Here is a 9,877-nt window from a genome sequence, read left to right on the forward strand (position 1 = left end):
TCCCCGATTAACTAATGCTAATCGGGGAGTTTTTTAATTAGTAAATTCACTAATTTGCAAAATTAGCCAATTATTCGTACCTTTGCACCCTTGATTCGATAATAAAATTATGGCAGAAGAATTAGATAACGAACAATTAAATTCTGCTGACTATTCAGCAGATAATATCCAATCCCTCGAAGGAATGGAACACGTGCGTATGCGCCCCTCTATGTACATCGGTGATGTAGGAACACGCGGTTTGCACCACCTTGTATACGAGGTGCTCGATAACTCTATCGATGAAGCCCTCGCTGGTTATTGCGATACGATTTCTGTAACTATCAACGAAGATAATTCTATTACCGTCGAAGATAATGGACGTGGTATCCCCGTCGATATCCACAAAAAAGAAGGCGTTTCTGCTCTCCAAGTGGTAATGACCAAAATCGGTGCAGGTGGTAAATTCGATAAAGGCTCTTACAAAGTATCAGGCGGTTTGCACGGTGTGGGGGTTTCCTGCGTAAATGCCCTTTCCGACCATCTAAAAGCTACTGTATATCGCGACGGCAAAATATGGGAACAAGAGTACCAACGTGGGGTCGCTATGTACCCTGTAAAACAGGTAGGTGATACCGATAAACGTGGTACTAAAGTTACTTTCCACCCCGATGAATTGATCTTTGAACAAACTACCGAGTATAAGTACGATACTCTTGCCGCTCGTATCCGTGAACTCGCTTATTTAAATAAAGGTATTACAATTACCCTTACCGACCTCCGTAATAAGGACGAAAAAGGTAACTTTATCACTGAAAAATTCTATTCAGAAAATGGATTGAAAGAGTTCGTGAAATTCCTTGACGGCAACCGTATGCCTATCATTGGCGGTGTAATTGCTATGGAAGGTGAAAAGAACGGTATTCCAGTAGAAGTCGCTATGATTTACAACGACTCTTACAACGAGAACCTGCACTCTTACGTCAATAATATCAACACTTCTGAAGGAGGAACTCATTTGCAAGGTTTCCGTATGGGGCTTACCCGTACGCTCAAAGCCTATGCCGATAAATCAGGTTTGCTCGAAAAAATGAGCAAGGATAAAAAGAATCCTGTAGAGATTGAAGGTGATGACTTCCGTGAAGGTCTTACCGCCGTTATTTCAGTAAAAGTCGCTGAACCTCAATTTGAAGGTCAAACTAAAACTAAACTCGGTAACCGTGAAGTCACTTCAGCAGTATCTCAAGCCGTTGGGCAAATGCTCGAAGATTATCTCGAGGAAAATCCTAATGATGCCAAAACCATTGTTGAGAAAGTTATTTTAGCAGCTCAAGCTCGTCAGGCAGCACGCAAAGCCCGTGAAATGGTGCAACGTAAAAGCGTGATGAGCGGTGGAGGTCTCCCTGGTAAACTTGCCGATTGTTCTGAAGAAGACCCTACAAAATGCGAACTCTTCCTCGTTGAGGGTGACTCAGCGGGCGGTACTGCTAAACAAGGTCGAAATAAAGATAACCAAGCAATATTGCCTCTCAGAGGTAAAATCCTCAATGTCGAAAAAGCAATGCAACACAAAGTATTTGATAGCGACGAAATTAAAAATATCTATACCGCTTTGGGGGTAACTGTCGGTACTGAAGAAGATGCTAAAGCACTTAATTTGAGTAAGCTACGTTATCATAAAGTGATTATTATGTGCGATGCCGATGTTGATGGCTCTCACATTACAACTCTTATCCTTACATTCTTCTTCCGCTATATGCGTGAACTTATAGAAAATGGTCACGTGTATATCGCTACACCACCGCTCTATTTGGTGAAAAGTAAAGGTAGCAAACGCGAAGAATACGCTTGGAATGAAAAACAACGCGATGCACTTTCTGCCGAAATGGGCAATGTAACCATTCAGCGTTACAAAGGTTTAGGTGAAATGAACGACCACCAGTTGTGGGATACAACTATGAATCCTCAACACCGTACTCTCCGCCAAGTAACTATCGATAACGCTACTGAAGCCGACCGCGTTTTCTCTATGCTAATGGGTGACGAAGTCCCTCCCCGTCGTGAGTTTATCGAGAAAAACGCTAAATATGCGAAAATCGACGCGTAATATGATCAACTCTGTAGGGGCGTTTTGCAAAATGCCCCTACTTTATATACAACAACTAAAACACTCATTCTATCAAAAAATTACGAAAAATACTTGTTCGTTTCTTCCTTATAACCCTTGTGTTACTGGGGGTTACGGCTCTTCTTTTGACCTTACCTGCCACCCAAACTTTCATTGCTAAAAAGGCAGTAGCTTACCTGAATAAGGAATTTGGTATCGACTTAAATATCGACCGCATTCACTTGAAAATCAATGGTGATGTAGATATCAAGCACATCCTTATTCGCGACCATAAACAAGATACGCTTATTTCAGCTAAAAAACTCACTACTTCTATTTTAGACTTCAAACAGCTGATTGATGGTAATCTGTACTTCGGCAATATCAAAGGTGATAGCATTGTTTTCAATATGAAAACTCACAAAGGCGATACACTCTCAAACCTCGATGTATTTGTGAATAAATTCGATTCAGGTGAACCCAGTACAGGTAAATTTGTGATGAAAGCTAAAGGTATAGAGCTCAAAGATAGCTATTGTTATATTTCCAATGATAACAATCCTGACCCTTCTATACTAAAAGTTACTAAACTAAACACCGAACTAAACGACTTTAAAATCTTAGGTAGTAAAATCTTCTTTGAAATGAAAGAAGCCAACTTCCGTTTCGACAACAAATTAGAAGTTACCCACCTAAACACCTATTTTAGCTATACCGATAGCTTGATGCAAGCTAAGGATTTGCGATTGCAAACACCTCAAACTGACCTTCAAGGTACGATAACTATGTTGCCTCACAATGGCAGTTTTGGCGATTTTGTAAATAAAGTAGTCTTTGATGTCCATCTGCCTAAAGCTATTGTGAACACTACCGATTTAAACGCTTTCTACAACGGTTTCAATGGGGGTAGAAATATAGTGTTAGAAGGCGTAACTATGAAGGGTACATTGAATAATTTTGTCATTCCTCAAGGTAAAATCTCCTATCAAAATACACTTATTGAAGGTGATTTAGCTTTTCAAAATCTGCTCTCTCAACACGCTAATATCGCCGTTATCGCCAAAAACCTACACGCCGAGAGTATTTATAACGATTTAGCTTACTTGATGCCCGAAGTCTTGGGCAAAAATATCCCAGAGGAACTGCAAAGGCTGGGAATGTTCTCCTTAGATGGTGATTTCGCTTACCGTACCACTTCCTTGCAAACCAATGTATGGCTAAAAACTAATGACGGTGAAGCTCATATCGATGGTTCTTTAGACGACCTTACCCATACCGATAAAACAGCTTTTGAAGGTACACTTACTACTAATCAATTTCACTTAGGAAAAATTTTAGACGATCCTAATATAGGGGCTATCAGTACCGATATGTTAGTGCGTGGCGAAGGCTTAGATTTCGCTACTATGAAACTCTATGCCAATGGTACCATTCATTCAGTGGGGTATAACGGTTATAATTACCAGCGCATAGCTATCAATGGAGAGTTTCGAAATCAGGTGTTTAGCGGTAAGATCGACACTCACGACCCCAATCTTATGATGAGCTTCAACGGGCTTGCCGACTTATCGGGCAGAAATAATAAATTCGATTTCCAAGCTGATATCGCTTTAGCCGACCTCCACGCGTTACGCTTTATGGAAAAGGACAGCATTTCACAGTTCTGTGGCAAGGTAGTAATTGATATTTCGGGTAACCAATTAGATGATATTGTAGGAAAAATATCCTTTAAAAACACTAATTACATCAATTCAGCAGGCGACTTTACCTTTAAAGATTTTGAAGTGGTTTCAACTCTCAACAACGGAATTAAAGAAATTACTATCAATTCACCTGATATCGTCAGCGGAAATGTAAAAGGAAAATTTAAATTAACTGAAATTAAAAAAGTACTCCAAAATGCCGTAGGAAGCATCTATACCCAATATAATCCTTATAAAATAGAGAAAAACCAATATGTAGATTTTCATTTCAATATCTACAACAAAATTGTAGAAGTGTTCGTACCCAAAGTCAAAATAGGTAGCAATACTTTTGTCAATGGCAATATAGATGCCGATAAAGGAAGTTTTAAATTCCAGATGAAATCACCAAGTATCAATGCCTACAACAATCAAATTGATAGTCTTAGCCTTGAAATCGACAATAAAAACCCATTGTACAATACTTATTTTGAAGTAAAAAAAGCTGATTTTGGAGTCTATGCTATTCAAGATTTCAACCTGATTAATACCACTATTAAAGATACACTTTTCTTTCGCACCGAGTTCAAAGGTGGGGATACTGGTAAAGATACTTACGAGTTGAATTTCTATCATACACTCAACAAAAAACAAGAATCTATTATTGGTATCAAAAAATCGCTCATAGATTTCAAAGGTAATGAGTGGTATATTAACCGTGAGAATGCTATGAATGAGTACAACAAAATTGTGCTCAATCGTACCGCCGATACGATTAAGGTGAGCAACTTCAAAATGGCACACCAAAACCAGTATATAAACCTCAGTGGACTCATCACTACCAAAGATTACAAGAATCTACATTTGGTGGCACACAACGTGGCGTTAGATAAAATAGTCCCCGAAATGAAAGGACTCAATCTCACGGGAACGCTCAACGGCAATGTGTCGCTCACCCAGCGAGGAAATTTGTATTACCCTTCTGCCGACCTCTTTATTCAGTATTTTAAACTGAATGGCTACGACTATGGCGATTTAGAAGTCGGTATCTTTGGCAATAACGATTTGTCCTCCTTTGATGTAGGAGCTTTCTTCTCCAATGGGCGCGCTCTCGGATTTGCTACACGCGGAAAAATTAATCTGGATAAGAAAAAAGGTACTTTGCTCGACCTTACAGTTTATTTCAAGGACTTTGAACTCTCGCCTTTCAACCCGTTTTTGGAAGGTATCTTCTACGACCTACGCGGTACAATAACAGGACAGGTGAAAATAAACGGAAGTGTAACCGACCCGCTGATGGACGGTACGCTCACCTTGCACAAAGCGGGGGTAGGTATCGACTACCTCAAACTCAACGCCGATATACAAGAAGGAGCACGTATCAAGGTGAATAACAAAACTTTTGATATTGACAACTGGCTACTCACCGATACAGCCTATAAAACTCAGGCTACCCTCAATGGCTCTATCCGTCATAACAGATTGTTAGATTGGTTCTTAGACCTCAAATTGCAAACTCTGGGTAAACGATTTATGGTGCTCAATACACCTTATACCGATGAAGCGCTCTTCTACGGAACTGCCTTTATGAAAGGAACTGCTACCATTAAAGGAGCTTTAGATGAGATTGCAATTAAAGTAAATGCAAAAACTGAAGAAGGTACTTCTTTTAAAATACCACTCAGTGATAGCGAGAGTGTTGGCGACGACTCGTTTATCACCTTTATAGAAAAAGGAGATAAGAAGATTCAATTAAACCGCAACTTAGAGTCTATCAAAGGTTTAGAATTGAATTTTGAGTTGGATGTCCTCCCTACTGCCGAAGTGGAAATTGTAATGGATAGAAAAACAGGTAGTAGCCTTGTAGGGCGTGGAGCGGGTACACTCCTTATTGAAATCAATACCAATGGTAAGTTCAATATGTGGGGAGACTTCATTACCTATTCAGGCTTCTACAATTTCAAGTACGAGAACATTATCGATAAACGCTTTACCGTACTCCCTGGTGGCTCTATTTCGTGGAGTGGTGATCCGCTAAAAGCTACTTTGCGCGACCTGAAAGCTGCCTATAACCTCAGTGCTAACCCAAGTACCCTCTTAGAAAGCAGTCAGTATAACCGAAAAATTAATACTCAGGTAGTTATTAAATTAGAAGGCGAACTGATGCACCCCGAAACCTTGTTCGATATTACCTTCCCTGATAGCAGTCCAAGTTTAGTATCCGAACTCAACTACAAGTTAGAAGACCAAGACCGCAAACAGTTACAAGCTTTCTCGCTCTTAGCACAAGGCTCGTTTATGAGTGAGAAAAATACCGATAATCGTTTGGTTGCCTATAACCTTTTTGAAACAGCTGCAGGTCTATTCAACCAATTGCTATCCGATGAAGATAACAAGCTGAATTTAGGGGTGTCGTATGAAGCAGGCATCAACGATAGTTCGTCCGATATCAATAGCGACCGTTTAGGCTTCACCGTCTCTACCCAAATCACCGATTGGGCAAGTGTGAATGCCAAAGTAGGTATCCCTGTAGGAGGTGTGAGTCGTACTGCCGTAGCCGGCAATGTAGAAGTGCAATTCCGCCTCAACCCCGATGGTAGTCTCACAGCCAAAATATTCAATCGTGAAAACGAATGGCAGCAGTATATGCTCGATCGTATAGGTTATGCACAAGGGGTAGGTCTTACCTATTCAGTAGATTTCAATACCTTTAAAGGTTTGATGCAAAAAATATTTAAAAAAGGCGGTAAAGTACTCGAATCAAAAAAATAAAAAATAGAAAGAAAAGCATTTTTTCGTCGTTCGTCGTTCGTCGTTCGTCGTTCGTCGTTCGTCATTCGTCGTTCGTCATTCGTAATTATTTCGTACTTTAGATTTCAATACCTTCAAAGGGTTGATGCAGAAAATATTTAAAAAATGAGGCAAAGTGCTCGAACTAAAGAATGAAAAATAGAAAGAAAAGCATTTTTTCGTCGTTCGTCGTTCGTCATTCGTAATTATTTTGTACTTTTGCGCCCAATAACTCAAAATAACAAACAAGCGTATGGCTAAGAATGTAGTGATTGTAGAGTCGCCTGCAAAGGCTAAAACTATTGAAAAATTCTTGGGTAAGGACTACAAAGTGGTGTCCAGTTACGGGCATATTGTAGATTTGCCTTCTAACGAGTTAGGGGTAGACATCCAACACGGATTTAAACCAAACTACCTCATCTCTAATGATAAGAAAAACCTCGTAAAAGACCTCAAAGCGCTCACTGCTACCGCCGAAACCGTATGGCTGGCTTCCGATGAAGACCGCGAAGGAGAAGCTATAGCGTGGCATCTCGCCGAAACACTCAAACTCAAAAAAGAAAATACAAAACGCATTGTCTTCAATTCAATTACTAAATCAGCAATTGAAAAAGCTATTAAAAATCCTCGCGGCATCGATTATAATTTGGTAAATGCACAACAAGCACGCCGTGTGCTCGACCGTCTCGTGGGCTACGAACTCTCCCCCGTACTTTGGAAAAAAATTAAAAGCGGTCTCTCAGCTGGGCGCGTGCAGTCGGTAGCTGTACGCCTTATTGTAGAGCGAGAACGCGAAATACAGGACTTCAAAACACAATCTTCTTATAGAATTACCGCCGAATTTACAACTGCCGAAGGAAAAGTGGTAAAAGCAGCCCTCCCTAAAAATTTTGATACTCAGGCAGAAGCCGAAGCTTTCTTGCAACAGAATATAGGGGCTCACTTCAAGGTGCAATCCTTAGAAAGAAAACCCGCTAAAAAAACACCTGCACCGCCTTTTACTACTTCCACGCTTCAACAAGAAGCCGCACGAAAATTGCACTTTTCGGTTAGTAAAACAATGACGGTAGCCCAACGCTTGTACGAATCTGGATTCATCACCTATATGCGTACCGATAGCGTAAACCTTTCACAAGAAGCTCTCACCACAGCTAAAAATGCAGTAGTACAGCTCTTCGGCGAGCAATATAGCCAAGTGCGCAACTTCGCAACCAAAAGTAAAGGAGCACAAGAGGCACACGAAGCCATTCGCCCTACCGATATGAGCCGCCCTAATATCGCTGCTGAACCCGACCAAAATAAACTCTACGAACTGATTTGGAAACGCACTTTGGCTTCTCAAATGGCTGATGCCCAAATAGAGCGAACCACCGTAAAAATAGAAGCCGATAAACATAAAGAATATTTCATAGCCAATGGTGAAATGGTACAATTCGATGGTTTCCTTAAAGTCTATTTAGAAAGTACCGACGACGAGGAAGAAGAACAAGAAGGAATGTTGCCTAACCTTAAAAAAGGAGAACAGCTCACTAATCACCATATCACTGCTACTGAGCGCTTTACACGTCCATTACCGCGTTATACCGAGGCATCATTAGTAAAAAAATTAGAGGAACTTGGCATCGGGCGTCCATCTACCTATGCGCCTACCATCTCCACTATTCAAAATCGTGGTTATGTCGAGCGTAGTACCCTTGAAGGGGAAGTGCGCCCTTACCACCAGCTTACCCTTACAGGCAATGTAATTACCCCTAAAACCCTAACCGAACGTATAGGCGCTGATAAAGGAAAGCTCGTCCCCACCGATATAGGCAGTGTAGTAAACGATTTCCTCGTAAACCATTTCGATACTATAATGGACTATAACTTCACTGCTAAAGTAGAAAATAGCTTCGACGAAATAGCCGAGGGTAATGAGAATTGGATAGAGATGCTTTCAGATTTCTACAAACATTTTCACCCCGTAGTAGAAAATGTTGAAAAATATACAGGGCGTGAAACAGGTGAACGTATACTTGGCACTGACCCTAAAACAGGGCGTCCTCTCAGCGTACGCTTAGGGCGTTATGGAGCAATGGCACAAATAGGCAACCCCGATGATACCGAAAAACCTATCTATGCAAGTCTGCTGGCAGGTATGTCTATCGAAACCATTACCTTTGAAGAAGCTCTCAAACTCTTTGAACTTCCACGTCATTTAGGTATAGTTGATGGCAAAAATGTAGAAGTGAATGTAGGTAGATTTGGCCCTTACGTGCGTTATGGTGAAGCTTTTATATCGCTTGATAAAGGAGAAGATATATTTAGTGTAACCCTCGACCGTGCCAAACAACTCATCGGTGAAAAGAAAAAAGCCGATGCCCCTATTGCTACTTATCAAGGGGTAGAGGTAACCAAAGGAGTAGGTCGTTTTGGACCTTTTATCAAGTGGAATAACACCTATATCAATGTACCTAAGAAGTACAATTTTGATCACCTCTCCCAGCAAGATGTACAAGAACTCATAGAAGATAAACTTAAAAAAGAATCAGAGAAAGTAGTAAAAGAATGGGATGAAGGAACTATTCGTATAGAGAAAGCACGTTGGGGGCGTTTTACCCTCATCAAAGGTAAATCCAAGGTAGAGCTCCCTAAAGATACCGATGTAACAACATTCACTAAAGAGCAAGCCCTTGCTCTCCTTACCGAGAAAGAACCTAAGAAAACTACTACTCGCAAAAAAGTAGTAGCTAAAAGTAAGTAAGTAATTGTAGAACACTTTCTAATGTGGAGAATTTTAAAATATCCAAACAAATAAAATAACAAAAGCGCAACGCCCCTTGAGGTATTGCGCTTTTTTAGTTTATAAAGAAAATTTACTTTCTTTTATAGATATAAACAGTAGTTTCTGTAACACTACTACTTTTGTTGAAATCTTCAAAAGTAAGAGTAAGTTTGTTGTTGGTTATAGAAAAAGTAGCTTCATCAGCTTCTCCTATTCTATCTCCTTTTTCTGTTAAAACAATCTGTTTTCCAGTAATAGTGTAAGTACCCTCCTCCTGACTTTCTTTACATTGATTGTTTGTAGGATTGATGTCATAAGAAACTAAAGAATATTTGTTGTCAGCAGTGAAAGTGTAAGTATTTTTCTTCTCACATTCATCAAGAACTTTCTCAACACCATTTTCTGTTTCACTTTCAATAATCCAACTTCCTACTAAGCTATTGTTTGTTTGATTATTTGTTTTATCGTCCGATTTTCCACACGATGTTACAAAAATTGCTACGGCTACTAAAGCCATTTTAAAAAGTTTTTTCATTTGCTTACATTGTTTTTATT

4 protein-coding genes are annotated in these 9,877 nt (G+C 40.0%); 3 read left to right on the forward strand and 1 reads right to left on the reverse strand.

Going from position 1 to position 9,877, the window contains the following annotated elements; genetic code table 11:
- Positions 1-109: 109 nt before the first annotated feature.
- The 3 genes from gyrB (at position 110) to topA (ending at position 9,301) form a co-directional block, all read left to right on the forward strand.
- On the forward strand, positions 110-2,086 hold the full coding sequence (gene gyrB, locus HMPREF9073_RS08705; RefSeq protein WP_009413399.1) for a DNA topoisomerase (ATP-hydrolyzing) subunit B: 1,977 nt from the start codon (positions 110-112) through the stop codon (positions 2,084-2,086).
- A gap of 119 nt (positions 2,087-2,205) precedes the next feature.
- Positions 2,206-6,540, forward strand: coding sequence for a translocation/assembly module TamB domain-containing protein (locus tag HMPREF9073_RS08710; RefSeq protein WP_009413400.1), 4,335 nt, complete (start codon positions 2,206-2,208; stop codon positions 6,538-6,540).
- 271 nt (positions 6,541-6,811) lie between these two features.
- A complete protein-coding gene (topA, locus tag HMPREF9073_RS08715; RefSeq protein ID WP_009413402.1) occupies positions 6,812-9,301 on the forward strand; it encodes a type I DNA topoisomerase in 2,490 nt (829 codons plus the stop codon).
- 112 nt (positions 9,302-9,413) lie between these two features.
- On the opposite strand, the gene HMPREF9073_RS08720 is transcribed toward topA, so the two are convergent.
- A complete protein-coding gene (locus tag HMPREF9073_RS08720) occupies positions 9,414-9,857 on the reverse strand; it encodes a lipocalin family protein (protein WP_009413403.1) in 444 nt (147 codons plus the stop codon).
- Positions 9,858-9,877: the final 20 nt, after the last annotated feature.

It is taken from the genome of Capnocytophaga sp. oral taxon 326 str. F0382, assembly GCF_000318295.1.
GTDB lineage: Bacteria > Bacteroidota > Bacteroidia > Flavobacteriales > Flavobacteriaceae > Capnocytophaga > Capnocytophaga periodontitidis.

Coding starts and splice junctions, on each gene's coding strand:
- gyrB (WP_009413399.1), top strand. CDS start 110: ATGGCAGAAGAATTAGATAACGAACAATTAAATTCTGCTGACTATTCA.
- topA (WP_009413402.1), top strand. CDS start 6,812: ATGGCTAAGAATGTAGTGATTGTAGAGTCGCCTGCAAAGGCTAAAACT.
- HMPREF9073_RS08720 (WP_009413403.1), bottom strand. CDS start 9,857: ATGAAAAAACTTTTTAAAATGGCTTTAGTAGCCGTAGCAATTTTTGTA.